Genomic DNA, 19283 nt, shown 5'->3' on the forward strand with positions numbered 1-19283 from the left:
GGTCCTTCCGAGGGCTCGCGGCGTAACAGATGACGCGCACGCCAGACGATCCAGGTACCGGACACCCGAGCAGACCGCCCGCAAGCGGGACATGACGGGGATGTTCAGCACATGGATAGTCAGAGGGCAGCGCAAAGGGGCAGTGTAGCCGACCACCACACCGCATGCAAGTCTAGCGCCGCTGTATGCATCACAGTTGCCATGGAGCATCGCTCCTCAGCGGCCCCGAGTCAAGAGCGGACTTGGACTTTTCGGGCTCTGACCTGCAGTGAGGAAGGCCATAGTTTAGGATTCGGCCCCCTACCCGCCGGTAGCCCAGCGCGTCCGCGCCGCCCGGGGTCCTGATCGGCGATCCAGGAAACCACCGAGCCCGGCCAAGAGCAAACTCGCGCCCCGCGGAGGCGGGGCGCGTCAGGGGGTGCGGAAACCGGGGGCCGCGGCCGGGCGCGTTCGCCCGGTCCAGGCGGGTCCCGGGTCAGAGCATCTGCAGCTCGGAGACCAGCCAGCGGTCGCCGATCTTGCGCATGACCAGGCGCATCGAGAACTGGCTCGGCGTGCGCTGGCCGCTGCTGCCCTTGGCGGTCTGCTGGTTGAGGAACACCAGCGCGACGGCCCGGTCGCCGTCGACGCTCTCCACGGCCGTCTTGACCGCGGTGCCCTCGACCACCGCCTGCTGCTGGGTGGCCGACGTCCGCACCGTCCCGGTCAGCCGCTGGAACTCGGTCCTGAACTCGCCGGTGGTCTGCCCGGTGGCCCGCTTGAGGTCGGCGTCGATCGTGCGGAAGTCGTACGACGACAGGTCCTCGGCGGCCCGCGACGCGGCGAACTTCACCTGGTCGGCGGCCGCCTCCTGGTCACCGGCCCGGTTCACGGCCAGCACCAGCCACGCCAGCCCCACCGCCAGCGCCACGTTGACGGCGATCAGCGCGTACCCGGGCGCACCGGCGGACGCTACCGCCTCGACAAACCGCCGCGCCCGTCCAGGGGCGCGCTCATCCTCGTCGTCGTCCTCGGCCTGCTCGGCGTCGTCCTCGGCCTCGGTCGTCTTGCTCTTGGTCTTGGTCGCCTTGGCCTTGGTGAGGACGGGCTTGTCCTCGTCCTCGGCGTCCTCGGCGTCGGTCTCCTCGGCGTCGGCCTCGGCGGCGTCGGTCTCCCGAGACCCGCTCTTGTCCGTCTCCTCGGCGCTGTCGGCGTCCTCGGCGGTCTCGGGCGTGTCGTCGCCGGCTTCGGAGTCGCCCTCGTCGTCGGACGCCTCAGCGGGCTTCTCCGGCTCGTCGGACGCCTCGGAGCCGTCCTCGGCCTCCGGGGCGTCCTTGCCCTTCGACTTGGACTCGGCCTTGGACTTGGACTTGGTCTCGACCTTGGTCTCGGTGTCGGCCTCGGCCTCGTCCCGCTGCTCGGCCTCCGCCTGCTCGGCCTCCGCCTCGGCCGCCTCGCGGGCCGCGCGTTCGGCGGCCTCGGCGGCCTCGCGGGCCTTGCGCGCGGCCTCCTCGGCGCGCTGCCGGGCCTTCTCGGCCTTCTTGGCCTTCTCGGCGGCCTCGCGCTTCCTGCGTCCGAGCATCGTCATGGGACAATCCCGAAGTTCGAGACGAGCCAGCGCCCGTCGGTACGGGTCAGATCCATCGAGTAGCGGTAGTACCGGGGCGCGCCCTGCGGCACCTTCGGGCTGGTGGTGGTCGACGTGATCGCCACGATGACCTCGGCGGAGTCACCATCCATCGACACCACGCCGGCGCGCACCTGCTGCACCTGGGACATCGACTGGTTCTTGGTGGCGACGTCGGCGACGGTCTTGGCCTGGGTGGCCCACTGGTTGCGGATGTCGCCGGTCAGCCCCGCCAGCACCCGGTCGATGCCCTTCTGGATGTCGCGGTAGTCCAGGCTGGACAGGTTCACGGCGGTCTGCCGGGCGGCCTGGGTGGCGGCCGCGCGCCGCTTCTCCTCGTCCTGGGCCTGCCAGTACCGGTAGCCGAACACCCCCGTCGCCACGGCCAGCCCCACGGCCAGCACGCCGAGCACGGTCAGGGTGGTCCGGCGGCCGCGCGACGCCTTGGCGTCGATCGCGTCGGTCGCGCCGTACCTCATCGCGTCGCCTCCTTCACAGGGATCAGCCCGGCCTCGGTGGTCGGTACAGGCTCGGTGGTCAGTTCAGCCCAAGGGGGCCCAGCAGGAGCATCTTCCAGCCCGCCTCGCCGAGCAGACGCTGCTGGCCGCCCGTCCAGCCCATGCCGTAACGCTTGCCGTCCGGCCCGTAGACCCATCCGGTCGATGGATCGTACCCGGCGAGTTCCACGCGGGTGGGGCCGAGCGGGACGGAGACGGCGCTCTGGGGCTGGACGCCGGGGTCGTCCCCCGCGGCCCGCTTGGGGTCCTCAGTCTTCTTCTCCTCGCCGGACGCCTTGCGCGCCCCCTCAGAACCGCTGGAGCCGCCGTCCGCGCCCCCGGGCGGGAACCCGGCGCCGTCGGTGGCACCCGCGGGGACCTTCGGGTACGGGCGGATGGCGTCCTTGGGGAAGTTGCGGGTGCCGCGGACGACCTTGTCCGAGTCCGCGGGCTCCTTGCACCCGGCCGTCAGCGGCGGCTCCTTGGGGCCGGTGAACTGCGGCCAGCGCCGCTGCGTCACCTCGTAGCCCTTGGTGCACGGCGCCGGGGCGTTGATGTTGAACGCCAGGCCGAGGTGCTGGGTGCCGTCGCCCGGCGTCACGGTGAACGCCCCGGCCACGGCGATCGGGTACAGGATGAACAGCGACCGCAGCCCGTCCTGGCGGGACGCGATGACCTGCCCGGTGCTGGTCATGTTGGCCAGCAGCACCGGCAGGGTCGGCGCCAGGTCGTCGATCGTCGCGTCGAGCTGGCCGACCGCGGGCGGGGCCGCGTCGATGGTGGAGCGCAGGGCCGGGTCGTCGCGGCGCAGCTGGGTGGTGAGCTGGTTGAGGTTGCGGGCGAAGGCGCGGATGTCGGCGCCCTGGGCGCGCTGGGTGTCCAGCACGGTGCGGCTGTTGTCCAGCAGTTCCTTGGTCGCCGGGTACGCCTCGTCGGCGGTCTTCAGCAGCCGGTCGGTGTCGTCCAGGATCCGCTGCAGGTCGGCGGCCGAGCCGGAGAACGCCTTGTCCAGCTCGTCGACGATCGTGCGCAGGTTCTCCGGCCTGAGGTTGTTGCGCTCGATCAACGTGTTGACGTTGCGCAGCAGCTCGGCGGTGGACACCGGCAGCCGGGTGTTCTGCCGCGGGATCGTGTACGGGCGGCCGTCGACGTAGTCGTGCAGGTAGGGACGGCCGTTGCGGGCGGGTTGCAGGTCGATGTACTGCTCGCCGACCGCGGACCGGTTGGCCACCACGGCGACCAGCCCGTCGCGCGGGATGTCGCGGCCCCGGTTCAGCTCCAGCTTGACGCGGATGCCGTCCCGGGTGAGCTGGATCGGGCCGACCCGTCCGACCGCCACGCCGCGGTAGGTCACCTCGGCGCCGGTGAACACGCCGCCGGAGTCGGTGAGGTCGACGTAGGCGGTGTACTGCCGGTCGAACACCTCGCGGCCCAGCCCGATGTAGTTGACCGTCACCACGTACACGCCGATCACGGTGATGACCGCGAAGACCAGCAGCTGGATCTTGACGCCCGGTTTGAGGATCACGCCAGGCCCCCCGTCATCAGGGTCTCCAGATCACGCTGTTGTGGGGCCATCGCCCCCGGCCGGTTCTGCCCGCTGCCCGGCTGCCCGTCGCCCGTCCGGCCGCCGTTCTGGCCGCCGTTCTGGCCGCCGTTCTGGCCGTTCTGGCCGCCGTTGCCGGGGGCCGGGAGTCCGGGCAGCCCGCCGCCCCCGCCTCCACCGCCGGTGCCGCCGGGCAGCTGCGGCAGCACGCCGAGCGGCGTCTGCGGCAGCGTCACGTTCGGGACGGTGAGCATGTCACGCATCCGGCGGCCGCTGCCCGCCAGCTTCTCCAGCTCGGTGCCGCCGAACAGGTTGTGGGCGATGCTCTCGAAGTCCAGGTCGACGGTGAGCCGGACGTTGCCGTAGTCGCCGCGGATGACGTTGCTGAAGGTGGGCGGGAACGGGAACGTCAGCAGGGTCTCCAGCGACTTGGGCAGGTTCTCGCCCGCCTTGTTGAGGTTGCGCAGGATCTCGTCGATGTCGCGCAGGTTGGCCACCAGGTCGGCGTGCGACTTGTTCAGCACGTCGGTGGTGGTGCGGCTGAGCTTGTCCAGGCTGACCAGCATCTTGGTCAGGTCGGCGCGGTTGCGGCGCAGGACCTCGATGGCCGGGCCGGTGCGGTCGGCGGTCTCGGTGATGGTGCGCCGCTCGGCCGACAGCTTGGCCGACAGCCGGTCGATGCTGTCCAGCGCCCGGGTGATCGCGGCGCGGTTGCGGTCCAGGGTGCCGACGAAGGTGTCGACGCGGTTCAGCACGGACCGGATCTGCGGCTCGCGGCCGCTCATCGCCGCGTTCAGCTCGTGGGTGATCGTGGAGATCTGCTCCAGGCCGCCGTTGTTGAGCAGCATCGACATCGCCGACAGCACCGTCTCCACCTCGGTGCCCTGCCGGGTGCGCGACAGCGGGATGACGTCGCCCGAGCCGAGCTCGCCGCGCGGCGCCTCGGTCGTCGGGTTGGCCAGTGCCACGAACTTCTCGCCCAGCAGGCTGGTCTGGTTGATCGTGGCGACGGCGTTGTCGGCCAGTTTCACGTCTCGGCGCACCTTGACGGTGACCACCGCGTGCCAGCCGCCCGGGCCGCCGGCCAGGTCCACCTTGTCGACCTTGCCGACCGACACGTCGTTGACCTTCACCACCGACTGCGGCACCAGATCCAGCACGTTCGAGAACTCGATCTTGATGGTCCGGGGGTCGGAGCCCAGGTCGGGGCCGCCGGGCAGCGGGATCGAGTCCACGCCGCGGAACGAGCAGCCCGACAGCGCCGCCGCGGCGGCCAGCGCGACGGCGCCCAGCCGCCGGACGGCCGCGGCGCCCGTCCGGCCGCCCGGACGGGTCGCGTGCTCGTCGGCTCGCCGCCTGATCATCGGCCACCTCCTGGCAGCAGGGCCGTGAAGTCCTTGCGGGGGTCCTGCCGGGTGCCCGCCCCGCCGGCGTTCTGGCCGCTCTGACCGCTCTGACCGTTCTGGGCGTCGCCGGCGCTCGCGGCCTTGGCGTTCTTGGACTTCTTCGCCTTGGACGACGTGCTCGACGTGCTCTTGGTCGAGCCCGCGCCCGCGTTGGGGCCGTAGGCGTCCGGCGGGATCGGCTCGGGGTCGTAGTGCGTGGTGAGCGCCGTGATCCAGGACAGGTCCAGGCTCAGCCCGCCGAGCGCCTTGCCGATGCCGTTGTAGGGGGTGACGAAGTCCAGGCACTGCTTGGCCGGGGTGCCGACCGAGTAGGCCAGCGAGCACACCCAGTCGGCCAGGTTGTCGAACTGCAGGAAGTTCACCCGGTTGTGGATGGTGCCGCTGATCGGGTCGTAGGCGCGGCCCACGTTGTTGATGGCCAGCGGCGCCGCGATCAGCAGTTCGGCCAGGGCGTCCTTCTCCTTGACCAGCACGCCGGTGATCTGCGCGAGCTGCCGCACGTTGTCCGACAGCTGCTCGCGGTTGTCCTTGACGAACCGCTGGACGTTGCGCAGCGTCGGGCCGAGCGTGTTCAGCGCCGCGCTCAGCTCCTCGCGCTCGGCCGCCAGCTGCGCCGACACCCCGCTGAGGTGCCGGTTGAACTGCCTGACCTGCGCGTCGTTGTCCTTCAGCGCGCGGGTGATGATCCGCAGGTTCTCGATGGTCTGCGCCACGTCCTCGCGGTCCTCGCTGAGCGTGCCGAGCAGCTCGGAGGTGTCGGAGATCGTCTGCCGGATGTCCTCGCCCTGGCCGTCCAGGGTGTCCGCGCCGACCTGCAGCAGCCGCGACAGCGCGCCCTGCGAGTTGGCGCCCTGCGGGCCGAGCGCCTTGGACAGCTCGTTCAGGCTGGAGCCGACCTGGTCGACCTCGACGGGCACCTGCGTGCGGTTGACCGCCAGCGTCGTCCCGTCGGCCATCACCGCGCCGCCCTTGTAGACGGGGGTGAGCTGCACGTACCGGTCGGACACGAGCGTCTGGTTGACGATGACGGCCTGGGCGTCGGCGGGCACCTTGTACTTGGCCTCGTAGCGCATCTTCACCCGCACCGAACCGCCGACCGGGGTGACTTCGGTGACCTTCCCGACGGGGATGCCGAGGATCCGCACGTCGGCGCCCGGATACAGGCCGACCGTCCGGGTGAAGTACGCCGTCAGGTGCTTCTGCTCCGGCTCCCGCAACACCGACAGGAGCACGGCCGCCAGCACGGCGACGACGAGGACGACGCCGCCGAGGCGGAGGATGGTTCCTTGGTTACGCACGGATGCCTGCCTGGTGCTCGCTCACGGGAGGACTCACGGGAGGAACGGCAACACGCTGTTGCCCTGCCGGTGGCCTGACTGCCCTGGCCGACCCCCCTGCTGCGTGCCGGTGCCGCGCTGGGCGCCGTTGCCGCCGTTCTGCGCCGGCGGGTTCTGGATCGACGCCGGGATCGGCAGCAGGTTCTGCAGGTAGGCGTCGAACCAGCGGCCGCTGCCCGCGACGTCGGCGAACTGCCGGGCGAACGGCGCGTACAGCTGGAGCATGCGGTCCAGGTTCTCCTGGTTGCGCAGCAGCACCTTGTTGACCCGCTCCAGGTTGGCCAGCATCGGCTTGAGCTGCGCCTCGTTCTCCTTGATCAGCGCGTTCACCTGCTGGGTCAGCGCGACCGTGTTGACCAGCAGCTGGTGGATCACCGCGCGGCGGGCCTGCACCTCCTGCAGGATCTTGTCGCCGTCCCGCAGCAGCTTGACGAAGTCCTGGTTGCGGTCGGCCAGCAGCTGCGAGACGTCCTTGGCGCGGTCGGCCAGCTCGTGCAGTTCGTCGTCGCGGGACGCGACCGTGTGCGACAGCCGCCGCAGCCCCTGCAGCGCCGCCCGGATCTCGTCCGGGGAGTTCTCGAAGGTGTCCGACAGCACGTCGAACGACTTGGCCAGCTGCCGGGTGTCGATGTCGTCGACCCGCTGGCTCAGCTCGCCGATGGCGGGGACGACCTCGAACGGGGTGCTGGTGCGTGCGCGCGGGATGTGCTTCAGCCGTCCGGTGCCGTCCGGCTTCAGCTCCACGTAGTGCGCGCCCAGCAGCGTCTTGATCTTGATGGCGGCCGTGGTCTTCCAGCCCAGCCGCACCTCGTCGTCCACCCGGAAGGTGACCTTGACGTGGTCGCCGTCCAGCTCCAGCTCGGTGACCTTGCCGACCTTGACCCCGGCGATCCGCACCTCCTCGTCGGGCTTGAGCCCGGCGGCCTCGGCGAACGCCGCGGTGTACGTGCGCTGCCCGTTGACCAGCGGCAGGTTCTCCAGGTTCAGCGCCACCAGCAGCGCGACGGCGATGACCGCGAACGCGGTGAGGCCGATGGGAACCGGGTTGCGCTCCCGGAACGGGATCCTCATCTACTTGCACCTCGCGTTCTCGTTCACGATCGCCGGGGTCTGGTAGACCGGGCCGCCCGGCAGCCGCACCCGCGCGTCGAGGCCGCAGAGGTACATGTTGAACCACGACCCGTAGGAGGAGATGTGGATCAGCCCCTCCATCCGGTCCGGTGTTTGCTTGAGCGCCTTGTCCAGGTCCTTCTCGTTGGCGTTGAGGGTCGCGGTGAGCCGGCGCAGGCCCGCGATGTCGTCGCGCACGTCGGGACGCACGTCCTTGAGCAGTGCCGCGGTGGTGGAGCTCAGCCCGTTCAGCGCCGCCACCGAGTCGAAGATCGCGTCCCGGTCCGCCGCGACGCCGCTCACCAGCCCGCGCAGGTCGACGATCAGCTTGTTGATCTCGGTGTGCCGCGAGTCGATCGCGCCCAGCACGTTGTTCAGGTTGGTGATCACACTGCCGATCACCCGGTCCCGGTCGGCGAGCGTGTTGGTCAGCGACGCCAGGTGCGCCAGCAGGCTGTTGACGGTGCCGGACTCGCCCTGCAGGACCTGGACGATCTCCATGGCGAGCTTGTTGACGTCCTGCGGCTCCAGGGCGCGGAACAGCGGGCGGAACCCGTTGAACAGCGCGGTGAGGTCGAGGGCCTCCTCGGTCTTGGCGTCGGGGATCACCGCGCCCGGCCGCAGGAAGCCGTTCACCTGGCCCGGCTGCTCCTGGCTCAGCGACAGGTACCGCTGCCCCATCAGGTTGCGGTAGCGCAGCTGCACCCCGGTCGACTCCGGCAGCCCGGCCCGCAGCGCCCCCTCGCGCTGCACGCTGAACGTGACGAGCGCCTTCATCTTCCCGCCGTCGGAGCGGTCGGAGTACAGCTTGACGTCCTCGACCTGCCCGACCCGCACCCCGGCGATCCGCACGTCGTCGTTGGACAGCAGCCCGGTCGCGTCGGAGAACACGGCCTTGTAGGTGCGCGTGTCGGCGAAGCGCACGTTGGAGATCGTCATCGCCAGCACGCCGGTCGCCAGGGACGTGAGGACGACGAAGATCCCCAGCTTGATCGCGGCACTGGTCGTCCTACCCACGACTGCGCTCACTTGACCTCCACCACCGCTCCGTCCAGTAGCGGGCCGAACAGGAGCTGGGCCGCGTCGGGGACCTGGTCGGACGGGGTCCGGGTGAGCGGGCCCACCATGGCCTTGACCTTCTCCGTGTCGCTCATCTGGGTGCCGGGGTCGACCAGCACGCCCGAGGCGGCCCGGCCGCGGGTGCCGTGGCCCGGGGGCAGCGGCTGGTTCGGGTCGTGCGGGTCCTTCCACCACAGGTCGTCCTGTGTGCCGTCCAGCGCCAGGTAGTCGGGGAAGGGGACCTTGGGGTTGGGCAGGTTGTAGCAGCGCGGCCCGCGCTGGTCCTTGGCCTCGGGCAGGTCCAGCGGGTTCTTGTAGCCCGGCCGCGGCTTGATGATCTCGATGGTGAGGTTGAACGTCGGGGTGCGGCCGCCGCCCGCCTCCTCGGCGCGCGGCTTGAGCTTCATGATCCCCTCGGTGACGCAGGGCAGCGAGGGCGAGTACCGGGCGATCAGCGCCAGGCCGTCCCGGCTGGCGATGTTGAACCCGATGATCTTGGGGCCGTTGGTGCGCATGAACCGGTCGCCCTTGGTGGAGAAACCGGTGATCTGCGGGATGAGGTCCTCGATCGTGCCGCGCTTCTGCGTGATGGTGTCGCTGGTGACGTTGATGTTGCGCAGCGTCCGCAGCAGGTCCGGGGCGGCCTGGTCGTAGACGTCGGCGGTGTCGGCCAGCGCCCGCAGGTCGTAGACCAGCGTGCCCAGCTCCGGGTTGATCTTCTTCAGCAGCGCGTCGGCCTGCTCCAGGTTGCGGCCGATCTGGTCGCCGCGGCCCTGCAGCGCGGTGGCCAGGGCGTTCAGCGTGGCGTTCAGCTTGGCGGGCGGCACCGCCTCCAGCAGCGGCAGCAGGTTGTCCAGCACCTGGTCGATCTCCACCGCGGCCTGCGAGCGGTCCTGCCGGATCACCTGGCCGCCGCGCAGCCCGACCGGCCCGGGCTGCGCCGGGATCTGCAGGTCGACGTACTTCTCGCCGAACAGCGTCTTGGGCAGCAGCCGCGCCTGCACGTTGCGCGGGATCAGCTTGGCCTTGTCCGGGTCGATCGCCAGGTCGAGGATCGCGCCGTCGGACGTGGCGCGGGTGCCGCGCACCTCCCCCACGATCAGCCCGCGCACCTTGACGTCGGAGCGGGGCAGCAGTTGCAGCCCGGCCCGCTCGGCGTCCACCTTCACCCGGACGACGGGGGTGAGCGCCTTGTTGAACAGCGCCACCGTCAACGCCAGCAGCAGCACGATCACCACCAGCATGGACAGCCCGAGCAGCCGGTGGCGGATCTTCTGCGACATGCCGCCGAACGGACGCGACGGGCTCTGCGGAAGGGACGTCATCGCCGGCTCACCCCGCGATCCGCACGGTCGTGGTGGCGCCCCAGATGGCCATGCCGAGCAGCAGGTCCGCCACGTTGATGACGACGATGCTGGTGCGCACGGCGCGGCCCACCGCCACGCCCACCCCGGCCGGTCCGCCGCTGGCGTTGTAGCCGTAGTAGCAGTGGATCAGCATCACGAGCATCGAGAAGACGATCACTTTGCCGAACGACCAGAGGATGTCGTACGGCGGTAGGAACAGATGGAAGTAGTGGTCGTAGGTGCCGGTGGACTGCTCGTAGAAGAGCGTCACGATCAGCCGGGTGGCGCCGTAGGAGGCCAGCAGGCCCACCACGTACAGCGGGATCACCGCGATCATCCCGGCCAGCAGCCGCGTGGTCACCAGGAACGGCATGGACGGGACGGCCATGACCTCCAGCGCGTCGATCTCGTCGGAGATCCGCATCGCGCCCAGCTGGGCGGTGAACCCGCAGCCCACCGTGGCCGACAGCGCCAGCGCCGACACCAGCGGCGCGATCTCGCGCGTGTTGAAGTAGGACGCCACGAACCCGGTGAACGCGGCCGTGCCGATCTGGTTCAGCGAGTTGTAGCCCTGCAGGCCGACCTGGCTGCCGGTGAAGAACGTCATGAACCCGACGATCACCACGCTGCCGCCGATCACCGCCAGCCCGCCGGTGCCGAGGCTGACCTCGGCCAGCAGCCGCAGCACCTCGGTGCGGTAGCGGCGCAGCACGCGGAACACCCACGCGAACGCCCGCGCGTAGAACGACAGCTGGTGCCCGAAGTCGTCCAGCCGTTCCAGCGGGGCGTTGACCACCCGGGAGACGGCCCTGCCCGTCTTGCCTGGCGCGGCCATTGTCTACATGCCCTTCTGCGGGACGAACTGGAAGTACAGGGTGGAGATCAGGAAGTTCTCCAGGAACAGCAGCATGAACGTGATGACGACGGTCTGGTTGACCGCGTCGCCCACGCCCTTCGGGCCGCCCTTGGCGTTCAGCCCCTTGTACGCCGCGACCAGCCCCGCGGTGATGCCGAACACGAACGCCTTGATCTCGGCCTGCACCAGGTCGGGCAGTTGCGCGATGGCGTTGAACGAGGCCAGGTAGGCGCCCGGCGTGCCGTCCTGCAGCAGCACGTTGAAGGTGTAGCCGCCGACCAGGCCGACCACCGACACCAGGCCGTTGAGGAACAGCGCGACGAACGCGCAGGCCAGCATGCGCGGGACCACCAGGCGGTGCAGGGGGTTGATGCCCAGCACCTCCATCGCGTCGATCTCCTCGCGGATCTTGCGGGAGCCGATGTCGGCGCACATCGCCGAGCCCGCCGCGCCCGCCACCAGCAGCGAGGTGACCAGCGGGCTGGCCTCGCGCACGATCGCCACCACCGCGGTCGCGCCGGTGAACGACTGCGCGCCCAGCTGCCGGATCAGCCCGCCGACCTGCAGCGACAGGATCCCGCCGAACGGGATCGCCACCAGCATCGTCGGGATCACGGTGACCGAGACGATGAACCAGGACTGCTGGATGAACTCCCGCCACTGGAACGGCCACACGAACATCGCCCGGAAGGTGTCCAGGCACAGGGCGAAGAACCGGCCGGGCTCCTTGACGGCGACGTTGACCGCGCCGTCCCCGACCTTGCGGAACACGTCGGAGGCGCCGTTCTTGGTGGTGCCCTCTCGCTGGTTCGCGCCGATACCAGGAGACGACATCAGGGCCGGCCTCCGGGGGGTGGCGAGGTGGGCGGCGGCGGCCAGGCGCCGGGGGGCGGCGGCGCACCCGCGCCGGGCGCGCCGGGCTGCGCGGGCGGCGCCGGCTGGGCCGCCGGCGGGGGCGGCGCCGCCTGGCCCGCGGGCACGGCGGCCATGGACGCGACGTAACGCGGCCACTCCTCGACCCAGTTGCGGCCCAGGTCGTCGATGAACGAGCCGGGCGGCGGCGTCACGCCGTGCGCGGCGCACCAGGCGCCCGGAGCGTGCTGGCCCGTGCGCACCCGCCCGTCGCTGGGCATCAGCTGCGGCGGGATCGGCGGCAGCTTGCCGGGGTCGTGGCCCATCTTGGCCTCGGCCTCCAGCTCGGAGACGTCCTTCTCCTCCGACATCCCGATCGGGCCGACCCGGCGGGCGTTGAGGAACTGCCGGACGACCGGCTCCTCGCTGGACAGCAGCATCTCGCGCGGCCCGAACATCACCAGCTCGCGGCGGAACAGCAGGCCGATGTTGTCCGGCACGGTCCGCGCGGTGTTGATGTCGTGGGTGACGATCAGGAACGTCGCGTTGATCTGCGCGTTCAGGTCGACGATCAGCTGGTTGAGGTAGGCGGTGCGGACCGGGTCCAGGCCCGAGTCCGGCTCGTCCACCAGCAGGATCTCCGGGTCCAGCACCAGGGCGCGGGCCAGGCCCGCGCGCTTCTTCATGCCGCCGGAGATCTCACCGGGAAGCTTGTGCTCGGCCCCGATCAGGCCGACCATGTCCATCTTCTCCAGGACGATCCGCTTGATCTCCGACTCGGACTTGCGGGTGTGCTCGCGCAGCGGGAAGGCGATGTTGTCGTAGATGTTCATCGACCCGAACAGCGCGCCGTCCTGGAACAGCACCCCGAACAGCTTGCGGGTCTCGTACAGCTGCGCCTCCGGCAGGCGCGGCAGGTCCCGGTCGCCGATCCAGATGTGGCCGCGGTCCGGCTTGAGCAGCCCGACGAGCGACTTCAGGAACACCGACTTGCCCGTGCCGGAGGGCCCGAGGAGCACGTTGATCTCTCCCGCGGGCAGCGTCAGCGACACGTCCTGCCAGATGGTCTGGCGGCCGAAGGACTTGGTCAGTCCCTCGACCCTGATCTCGACGCCCACTCGTCACCTTTCGTCCAGGCCGGGGGGAATCCGGAACCAAAGACCGAGCAGCTGTGGTCGTAGCACTCCGTGCGTCGTCGTCACTCAGCGCGCCACTCCCGTTGCTACCGCCGGGTAGCTGTGGCGGGTGCCACTACCGTAGCGGCCCGGAGCGGAAATGGAAGAGGGGGCGCCCGGTTGGACCCGCTGTCCAGTGAGGTCGTAAGAGAATCGTTACTTACGCGCCTGGTGAGACTACTGGTCCAGGATGACCCGTCTCAAGGGACATGACCGGAACACCTCCACTCCCGATAACCGACCATCGGGACGCCGCCGGGAACGCGACGAGGCGGCCACCCCACCGTCGTGGGATGACCGCCTCGTACGAAGCGAGTCGAAGCGCGCCGGAGCGAGCGCTTCGAGAAGCCTGAGAAGCCTTACTTGACGGTGACCGTCGCGCCGGCCTTCTCCAGGGCCTCCTTGGCCTTGTCGGCCTGCTCCTTGTTGACCTTCTCCAGCAGCGGCTTGGGAGCGCCGTCCACCAGGTCCTTGGCCTCCTTCAGGCCGAGGCTCGTCAGGGCGCGAACCTCCTTGATGACCTGGATCTTCTTGTCGCCGGCGGCCTCGAGGATGACGTCGAACTCGTCCTTGGCCTCCTCGGCCGGGCCCTCGGCCGCGGCCGGGGCGCCGGGGGCGGCGACGGCGGCGACGGGGGCGGCGGCCTTGACGTCGAAGGTCTCCTCGAACTGCTTGACGAACTCGGACAGCTCCAGGAGGGTCATCTCCTTGAACGCGTCGAGCAGCTCGTCGGTGCTGAGCTTCGCCATGGTGTTTTCCTCCGCTAGGGCTTGGCAGATGGGTCGTCGATACGACCGCGGGTGGTCGGTCCGGGTGGGACCCCGGTCACTCGGCGGGCGCGTCGGCCGTGTCGGCGTCGGCGGCCTCGGCCGCGTCGGCGTCGGCCTGGACGGCCGGGGCCTCGGCGGTCTCGCCGGCCTCCTCGCGCTTGGCGCGCAGCGCCTCGGCGAGCTGGGCGGCCTGGGTCGGCAGCGCGTTGAACAGGGCGGCCGCGTTGGCCATGGAGCCCTTCATCGCGCCGGCCAGCTTCGCGAGGAGCACCTCGCGAGACTCCAGATCGGCGAGCTGGGTGACCTCGGCGGCGTCCATCGGCTTGCCGTCGATGTAGCCGCCCTTGATCACCAGCAGCGGGTTGGCCTTGGCGAAGTCACGCAGCCCCTTGGCCGCCTCGACCACGTCGCCCTTGACGAAGGCGATCGCGGACGGGCCCTGCAGCAGGTTCCTGAACTCCTCGTCCAGGCCCGCGTCGGACGCGGCGATCTTGGTCAGCGTGTTCTTCACCACGGCGAACCGGGCGTTCTCGCCGAGATTGGTGCGCAGCTCCTTCAGCTGCGCCACCGTCAGCCCGCGGTACTCGGTCAGCACGGCGCCGTTGGAGCTCTGGAACTCTTCCGTGAGCTCGGCGATCGCCGCGGCCTTGTCGGCCTTTGCCATGGGCCTCCTTCCGATTACCTGGGTGGAAGCCGCCGGGGCGAAAGGCTCTGCCAGAACACAGAAACGCCCCGGCGTAGGCGCACGGGGCGTGGGCACGACACGGAGGTCGCACGGAAGCTCTCGTCTCACCTACGCGGGCCGCCCGGCACCCTCACGGGCGCGGGTCCTTCGGCCGCCCCGAACGGGGCGACGACCGGCGGTCTTCGGCAGTTGTCAAGAGTACGCGCTCGTCCGGCCGCGCACAAAATCCTTTCCCCAGGAAACCGGGGAAAGTGCGCGGTCTCGCCGCTCGCCGTTCCCGGGGACGACATGCGGCGAGGCCGCACCCCGGTCGAAGGGTGCGGCCTCGTGGCGGTCGGGGCGGTCAGCTGCCGGTGGGCATCTGCCCGCCGCCGGGCAGGTTCTTCATCAGCGCGCTGAAGTCGGTGACCTGGTCGGCGGGCGGGGCGGCGATCTGCACCGGCTTGCCGTAGTCCCGGTAGGTCATGGAGATCGTCATGTCCTCCTTGGCGCCCTGCGCGCTCTTCATCGCCAGCTTGCGCGGCAGCTGGTCCTTGTCGACCCACAGGTCGAAGGTCATCGAGTCCATGCCGGTCTGCGCCAGCGACTTCTGGTACGCCTCGCGCTGCTCGGCCGGCAGCTTGGCCACCGCGTCCTGCAGCCGGTAGGTGCCGGTGTAGTGGGTGGTCTCCACGCCCTCGACCGTCTCCTTGCCCACCTCGCGGGCGTCCTTGGAGGCGGTGAGCATCTTGGTGTTCTGGACGGGGTCGAGCTGCCGCGACTGCTCCAGCAGCTGCTCGACGTTGATGCCCGACTGCCGGCCGATCTCCGACAGGGAGATCTTCAGCCACGGCTTGGCGCCCAGCTGCCCGGCACTGCCGCCGAGCCGGCTCGCCATCTGGGTCAGCATCGGCATCTTCATGTACATCGTGTTGCCGACGAACACCTGCTCCATGCCGCCCATGGACTGGCCGCCCACGCTCATCTGGCCCAGGTTCATGGAGTAGGCGAGGTCCGGCTTGGTGCGGTACTGCATCTCGCCGTCCGCGCTGACCGCCCCGCTCTGCGGGTCGTTCATCCGCATCGACACGGTGGCCTTGAACGAGTCGGTCTGCCCCGTCTTCTCCGCCGCCTTGCCCAGCACCTGCGCGGCCGTGAGCTTGATGGCGTCACCGGCCTCCTCCGCCCCTCCCAGGCATCCGGTCAGGGACAGGGCCAGGCCGGTGGCCACCGCGGTGCCCGCGGCGAAGCGACGAATCATATGGTTCTCCTCGGTTGTGAAACGAACGGCCGCGCCGAGCGGCTACAAGCCGCACAGTCAATCAGACGCCGAGAAGATCCACGTGGTTCATCCCGATCTGGGGCGGAACGGCGCCGGACCCGCGGGCCGGGCGCCGCGAGTGGGGCCGGGCCCGCGGCGCGCTCCGGCGGTCGCCGGGGAGCCCGGCGGTCAGTTACCGAAGAGCCCGTTCAGCGACAGGTCGCCGACCTGGTCGGCGGGGGGCGGGTTCACGCTGAACGACTTGCCGTAGTCGCTGTAGCGCACGGTCAGCGAGCCGGTGTCGCCGCCCGTCCCCTTGGACACGATCTTGCGGGGCAGCTGGTCGCCGTCCGTCCACAGGTCGAAGCTGATCTTCTCGCCGGACGCGCCCTGCGGGAACCAGCGGCTCACCCGCTGCCGCACCTCGGGGTCGAGCCGGTTCAGCGCCTCCTGGACGGTCACCGTCCCGGTGTAGTGGACGGTGCGCACCCCGTCGACGGTCTCCTCACCGACCCTGCGCACGTCCTTGGACGCGGTGAACATCTTGGTCTGCTCGGCCGGGTTGACCTTCTGCACCTGCTCGACGAGGCCGGCGACGTCGAAGCCGGTCTGCCGCCCCACCTGCGCCACGTCCACCTTCACCCACGGCTTGCCGCCGGCCGCGAACCGGGCGAGCTGGGGGACCTTGGCGTACAGGACGTCACCGGTGTAGATCGCCTGCCCGCCGACGCCGTCCAGGCCCCGGCCGCCGCCGACCTTCTGCAGCTGCGCGCTGAACACCAGCTCCGGCCGCAGCCGGAACCGGCCGGTGGCCTGCACGTGCGCGCCGTTCCGCGCGTCGGTCACGGTCAGGTCGGCCTTGAACGAGTCGGCCTGCCCGGTCTTCTGCGACGACTGCAGGACCGCCTCGGCGGCGCTCAGCTTCATCGCGCCCGTGGACACGTTTCCCGAGCCGTCACCGGCGCAGCCGGACAGCAGCAGCGCGGCGCCCACGGCGGTGCCTCCCGCGGCCACGGCGAATCGGCGATTCATGAGGATTGAGCCTCCCTGGTTGCCTACCGATGACCACAGTCTCGTCCGGCGAACGCGGGCGAACATCCCCCGATGGTACGAATGCCGCGCTTCGCGGTACGACCGGCGGCGTACCCGTACGGGACTGCGCGACACGGCGCCCGGGCGTTCTCAGCGGTAGGAGCGGAACGCCATCGAACCGGCGAACCGCCCGCCCGGCACCGCCGCCCCCAGGCCGATCCAGGTGGGACGGCCGTCGGCGTCGACCCACATGTCCAGGGAGACCCCGATGCCGAGCGGCACCGCCCTGAGCGCCCGCCCCGCGGGTCCGGCCTCGGCCTCCGGCAGCAGCGACAGCAGGTCGCCGATCGACACCCCGGCCGTGTAGCGCACCGAGCCGAACCGGTCGGGCGCCGACCTGCCGACGCCCGGCAGCGACCGGACCAGGCCGGTGAACTCGCGCGGATCGGACCCGGTCCGCAGCCTGGCGAGCTGGGCGTCGGTCAGCGTGCGGTGCCTCCACCCGGTGCCGTCGAAGCCCGACAGCGTCCGGCCCTTGACGATCGCCTTCTGGGTGACGGTGGTCTTCTCGCCGCCGCGCACGCTCGTCCGCACGCCCGTGGCGTCCAGCGCGAACCGGGGCGCCACGGTGAAGCGCGCGGTCTCGGTGGCGTGCTCGTAGTCGCCGTTCGCCGCACCGGACAGCCGCACCTCGGTCTCGCGGACGTACGAGCGAAGCGGCGTTCGGGCGCTGGACGCGCGTCCGGTGGGGGTGTCCGTGGCGCTTCCGCGGGACGTGCGCCCCGGCGTGGACGAGGCGGTCGCCGACGTGCCGCCCGTGGGCGCCGCCTTGGGCGCGTTCTCGGGGAGCGGGGAGCGGGACGCTCCGGCCGCCTCCGGGGCCGGGGCCGGGGCGTTCTGAACGGCCGCCACGGGCGTTCGCGGAGTGTCGCGGGACTCCTCCGGCCCCGCCTTGACGACGGCCACGATCGCGGCGGGCACCACGGCCGCGGCCGTGACGACGGCCATCACGACCAGGTGATCGGCACGACGGTCCACGGTCCTCCGTCCCGTAACGTCGACGAGCCCTGCGAGGGCGGAGATCGATTCAACACCACCGGCTCCGCCGGCACCACAGGCGCCGTCATTCGGACCGGACGCGCAAAGCAAAAGGGCGCCCCCCTAAGGGGACGCCCTTCACGACTGCCGGCTGTCGCCGGTCAGTCCTGGTCGAGCTCGGCGGTCAGGTTCCGCACGGCGTTCGGGTCGATCGGGACGCTCGGCCCCATCGACGTCGTCACCGCGGCCTTCTTGACGTACCGGCCCTTGGCCGCCGACGGCTTGAGCCGCTGGATCTCCTCGACGGCGGCGGCGTAGTTCTCCACCAGCTGCCGCTCGCTGAAGGAGGTCTTGCCGACGATGAAGTGCAGGTTCGCGTGCCGGTCGACCCGGAACTCGATCTTCCCGCCCTTGATGTCGGTGACCGCCTTGGCCACGTCCATGGTGACCGTGCCGGTCTTGGGGTTGGGCATCAGGCCGCGCGGACCCAGCACCCGGCCCAGCCGTCCGACCTTGCCCATCTGGTCGGGGGTGGCCACCACCGCGTCGAAGTCCAGGAAGCCGCCCTGGATCTTCTCGATCAGGTCGTCGGACCCGACGAAGTCGGCCCCGGCCTCGCGGGCCTCCTCGGCCTTGGCGCCGCCCGCGAAGACCAGCACGCGGGCGGTCTTACCGGTGCCGTGCGGCAGGTTGACCGTGCCGCGCACCATCTGGTCGGCCTTGCGCGGGTCCACGCCGAGCCGCAGCGCGACCTCCACGGTCGCGTCGAACTTGGTGACGCTGGTCTCCTTGGCCAGCCGCATGGCCTCGGCCGGGCTGTACAGGTGCTCGCGGTCGATCCTCTCGGCCGCGGCGCGGTACGCCTTGCTGCGCTTCATGTCTGTCTCCCTGATGTGAAAGGAGGTCGTGGTGCGGGCCGCGCCAGGCCCTTCCACGGTCGTACGGACGTCCCGTACGAGGGTCCTACTTGACCTCGATGCCCATGGAGCGGGCGGTGCCGGCGACGATCTTCTCGGCGGCGTCGATGTCCTTGGCGTTCAGGTCGGGCATCTTGGTCTGCGCGATCTCCCGGATCTGGTCGCGGGTGACCGAGCCGACCTTGGTCTTGTGCGGCTCGCCGCTGCCCTTCTCCACGCCCGCGGCCTTGAGGATCAGCTGCGCGGCCGGCGGGGTCTTGGTGACGAAGGTGAACGAGCGGTCCTCGTAGATGGTGATCTCTACGGGGATGACGTTGCCGCGCTGGGACTCCGTGGCAGCGTTGTACTGCTTGCAGAAGTCCATGATGTTGACGCCGTGCGGACCGAGCGCCGTACCGACCGGCGGCGCCGGGGTCGCCTGTCCGGCCTGCAGCTGGACCTTGACGATCGCGGCGACCTTCTTCTTCGGAGGCATCTGCACCCCTACGTCCCGTGTGCTTCGGTTCCGGTTCCCGCGTTTCACGGGCAACGTCGCGGCCGGGACTCAACCGCGACGTAGGAACCGCTGTGCTTCGTCGTCCCCGCGGACGCGGGGCCGACGCAGATGTGGCCTGACCAGCGTGGAGTTGGACGGAGCCGTCCCCGCGGACGCGGGGGCCGGCCGTGTCTCCCGTCCGGAGCCGAGACGAGAACCAGACCATCCCCGCGAAGGGCGGGCCGAAGGTCTCGCGCTCGACGATCCTGCCGGGCACCCGGACCTCTCCGCGCGGCACGGGGCCGATCCGCGGACGCGCGGCCGGAGACCGGCACG

18 protein-coding genes are annotated in these 19283 nt (G+C 70.6%); all 18 read right to left on the minus strand.

Translation table 11 applies throughout. The features are described 5' to 3' along the window. Window positions 1–475: 475 nt before the first annotated feature. The 18 genes from ABZ801_RS26345 to rplK all read right to left on the minus strand — a co-directional run bounded on the left by ABZ801_RS26345 (window position 476) and on the right by rplK (window position 18947). Window positions 476–1567: a hypothetical protein gene (locus ABZ801_RS26345; RefSeq protein ID WP_360702451.1), complete on the minus strand. Its 1092-nt coding sequence runs from the start codon at window positions 1565–1567 to the stop codon at window positions 476–478. Continuing rightward, entirely contained in the window at window positions 1564–2085 is a 522-nt protein-coding gene (locus ABZ801_RS26350) for a hypothetical protein (RefSeq protein ID WP_344947510.1), read from the minus strand. The genes ABZ801_RS26345 and ABZ801_RS26350 overlap by 4 nt, the downstream gene beginning before the upstream one ends. 58 nt (window positions 2086–2143) lie before the next feature. Continuing rightward, window positions 2144–3631: an MlaD family protein gene (locus ABZ801_RS26355; protein ID WP_360702455.1), complete on the minus strand. Its 1488-nt coding sequence runs from the start codon at window positions 3629–3631 to the stop codon at window positions 2144–2146. Next, window positions 3628–5013, minus strand: a complete 1386-nt coding sequence (locus ABZ801_RS26360; protein WP_360702458.1) for an MCE family protein — start codon at window positions 5011–5013, stop codon at window positions 3628–3630. Before ABZ801_RS26360 ends, ABZ801_RS26355 begins: the two co-directional genes overlap by 4 nt. After that, window positions 5010–6353, minus strand: a complete 1344-nt coding sequence (locus ABZ801_RS26365) for an MCE family protein (protein ID WP_360702461.1) — start codon at window positions 6351–6353, stop codon at window positions 5010–5012. Before ABZ801_RS26365 ends, ABZ801_RS26360 begins: the two co-directional genes overlap by 4 nt. A 33-nt stretch (window positions 6354–6386) precedes the next feature. Beyond that, the gene (locus tag ABZ801_RS26370) at window positions 6387–7463 is read right to left on the minus strand and encodes an MCE family protein (RefSeq protein WP_360702464.1); all 1077 of its coding nucleotides are present in this window, start codon (window positions 7461–7463) and stop codon (window positions 6387–6389) included. After that, window positions 7464–8531: an MCE family protein gene (locus ABZ801_RS26375; RefSeq protein WP_360702467.1), complete on the minus strand. Its 1068-nt coding sequence runs from the start codon at window positions 8529–8531 to the stop codon at window positions 7464–7466. It lies immediately after the preceding gene. Further along, entirely contained in the window at window positions 8528–9886 is a 1359-nt protein-coding gene (locus ABZ801_RS26380) for an MCE family protein (protein WP_344947493.1), read from the minus strand. Before ABZ801_RS26380 ends, ABZ801_RS26375 begins: the two co-directional genes overlap by 4 nt. A 7-nt stretch (window positions 9887–9893) precedes the next feature. After that, complete coding sequence (locus ABZ801_RS26385) at window positions 9894–10742, minus strand: ABC transporter permease (protein WP_344947490.1); 849 nt, start codon at window positions 10740–10742, stop codon at window positions 9894–9896. A gap of 3 nt (window positions 10743–10745) precedes the next feature. Beyond that, complete coding sequence (locus ABZ801_RS26390) at window positions 10746–11444, minus strand: ABC transporter permease (RefSeq protein ID WP_344948022.1); 699 nt, start codon at window positions 11442–11444, stop codon at window positions 10746–10748. A gap of 152 nt (window positions 11445–11596) precedes the next feature. Continuing rightward, window positions 11597–12733 (minus strand): ABC transporter ATP-binding protein, encoded by a 1137-nt coding sequence (locus ABZ801_RS26395; protein ID WP_360702469.1) that lies wholly within the window; start codon window positions 12731–12733, stop codon window positions 11597–11599. A 416-nt stretch (window positions 12734–13149) separates the two neighbouring features. Beyond that, window positions 13150–13539, minus strand: a complete 390-nt coding sequence (gene rplL, locus ABZ801_RS26400; protein ID WP_360702472.1) for a 50S ribosomal protein L7/L12 — start codon at window positions 13537–13539, stop codon at window positions 13150–13152. 76 nt (window positions 13540–13615) lie between these two features. Beyond that, complete coding sequence (gene rplJ / locus ABZ801_RS26405) at window positions 13616–14224, minus strand: 50S ribosomal protein L10 (RefSeq protein ID WP_344948869.1); 609 nt, start codon at window positions 14222–14224, stop codon at window positions 13616–13618. A gap of 364 nt (window positions 14225–14588) precedes the next feature. Continuing rightward, the gene (locus tag ABZ801_RS26410; RefSeq protein ID WP_360702475.1) at window positions 14589–15485 is read right to left on the minus strand and encodes an LppX_LprAFG lipoprotein; all 897 of its coding nucleotides are present in this window, start codon (window positions 15483–15485) and stop codon (window positions 14589–14591) included. Window positions 15486–15674: 189 nt separating this feature from the next. After that, window positions 15675–16517, minus strand: coding sequence for an LppX_LprAFG lipoprotein (locus ABZ801_RS26415; protein WP_360702478.1), 843 nt, complete (start codon window positions 16515–16517; stop codon window positions 15675–15677). Window positions 16518–16667: 150 nt separating this feature from the next. Then, window positions 16668–17555: a hypothetical protein gene (locus ABZ801_RS26420; protein ID WP_360702481.1), complete on the minus strand. Its 888-nt coding sequence runs from the start codon at window positions 17553–17555 to the stop codon at window positions 16668–16670. A gap of 161 nt (window positions 17556–17716) precedes the next feature. After that, on the minus strand, window positions 17717–18433 hold the full coding sequence (gene rplA, locus ABZ801_RS26425; protein WP_360702484.1) for a 50S ribosomal protein L1: 717 nt from the start codon (window positions 18431–18433) through the stop codon (window positions 17717–17719). 85 nt (window positions 18434–18518) lie between these two features. Continuing rightward, entirely contained in the window at window positions 18519–18947 is a 429-nt protein-coding gene (gene rplK, locus ABZ801_RS26430) for a 50S ribosomal protein L11 (RefSeq protein WP_344948856.1), read from the minus strand. Window positions 18948–19283: the final 336 nt, after the last annotated feature.

It is taken from the genome of Actinomadura sp. NPDC047616, from assembly GCF_040642915.1.
Taxonomy (GTDB): Bacteria; Actinomycetota; Actinomycetes; order Streptosporangiales; family Streptosporangiaceae; genus Spirillospora; species Spirillospora miaoliensis.

What these genes read in the sequence shown, in the direction of transcription:
- ABZ801_RS26345 (WP_360702451.1), bottom strand. Translation starts at nt 1,567, where the DNA reads ATGACGATGCTCGGACGCAGGAAGCGCGAGGCCGCCGAGAAGGCCAAG.
- ABZ801_RS26350 (WP_344947510.1), bottom strand. Translation starts at nt 2,085, where the DNA reads ATGAGGTACGGCGCGACCGACGCGATCGACGCCAAGGCGTCGCGCGGC.
- ABZ801_RS26360 (WP_360702458.1), bottom strand. Translation starts at nt 5,013, where the DNA reads ATGATCAGGCGGCGAGCCGACGAGCACGCGACCCGTCCGGGCGGCCGG.
- ABZ801_RS26370 (WP_360702464.1), bottom strand. Translation starts at nt 7,463, where the DNA reads ATGAGGATCCCGTTCCGGGAGCGCAACCCGGTTCCCATCGGCCTCACC.
- ABZ801_RS26380 (WP_344947493.1), bottom strand. Translation starts at nt 9,886, where the DNA reads ATGACGTCCCTTCCGCAGAGCCCGTCGCGTCCGTTCGGCGGCATGTCG.
- ABZ801_RS26385 (WP_344947490.1), bottom strand. Translation starts at nt 10,742, where the DNA reads ATGGCCGCGCCAGGCAAGACGGGCAGGGCCGTCTCCCGGGTGGTCAAC.
- ABZ801_RS26390 (WP_344948022.1), bottom strand. Translation starts at nt 11,444, where the DNA reads ATGTTCGTGTGGCCGTTCCAGTGGCGGGAGTTCATCCAGCAGTCCTGG.
- rplL (WP_360702472.1), bottom strand. Translation starts at nt 13,539, where the DNA reads ATGGCGAAGCTCAGCACCGACGAGCTGCTCGACGCGTTCAAGGAGATG.
- rplJ (WP_344948869.1), bottom strand. Translation starts at nt 14,224, where the DNA reads ATGGCAAAGGCCGACAAGGCCGCGGCGATCGCCGAGCTCACGGAAGAG.
- ABZ801_RS26410 (WP_360702475.1), bottom strand. Translation starts at nt 15,485, where the DNA reads ATGATTCGTCGCTTCGCCGCGGGCACCGCGGTGGCCACCGGCCTGGCC.
- ABZ801_RS26415 (WP_360702478.1), bottom strand. Translation starts at nt 16,517, where the DNA reads ATGAATCGCCGATTCGCCGTGGCCGCGGGAGGCACCGCCGTGGGCGCC.
- rplA (WP_360702484.1), bottom strand. Translation starts at nt 18,433, where the DNA reads ATGAAGCGCAGCAAGGCGTACCGCGCCGCGGCCGAGAGGATCGACCGC.
- rplK (WP_344948856.1), bottom strand. Translation starts at nt 18,947, where the DNA reads ATGCCTCCGAAGAAGAAGGTCGCCGCGATCGTCAAGGTCCAGCTGCAG.